General features: G+C 65.6%; 1 pseudogene. It reads right to left on the bottom strand.

From position 1 onward, the window contains the following. Window positions 1–34: 34 nt before the first annotated feature. Window positions 35–366 (bottom strand): annotated as a pseudogene (locus MXD61_RS05865) (ISAs1 family transposase); the annotation flags it as partial.

Genomic DNA, 366 nt, shown 5'->3' on the forward strand with positions numbered 1-366 from the left:
GACGAATACCTGAAAAAACAGTCCGTCGCATAGATCATCTTAATAGCGGCTGTCCGGATTTAACGGGGCACACCAGGTTCTCGACGGACCAGTGGTCGCGGGTGAGGTCGGCGAGCAGGGCGGGGCTGGCCTGGTGGGTCGGCAGGCTGGTGATCGCGTGGATGGTCTCGGTGGTGGTGGGCCCGCGGTTGAGCGACCGGCGGCGGGTGATCTGGATGGCTTGGACGGCGTGGGGGAAGTTGATGCCGGCGCGCAGTTCGGTGGCTTTCACGGTCCGGGTTTCGACACGTCCGTGGCCACGGTCGCGCGTGCGGACACGGGTGGCGACACGGTTCCAGGGCAGGGCTGTGAGCTGGGCATACAGTG

Origin of the sequence: Frankia sp. AgPm24 (assembly GCF_023243055.1) — a bacterium.
Taxonomy (GTDB): domain Bacteria; phylum Actinomycetota; class Actinomycetes; order Frankiales; family Frankiaceae; genus Frankia; species Frankia umida.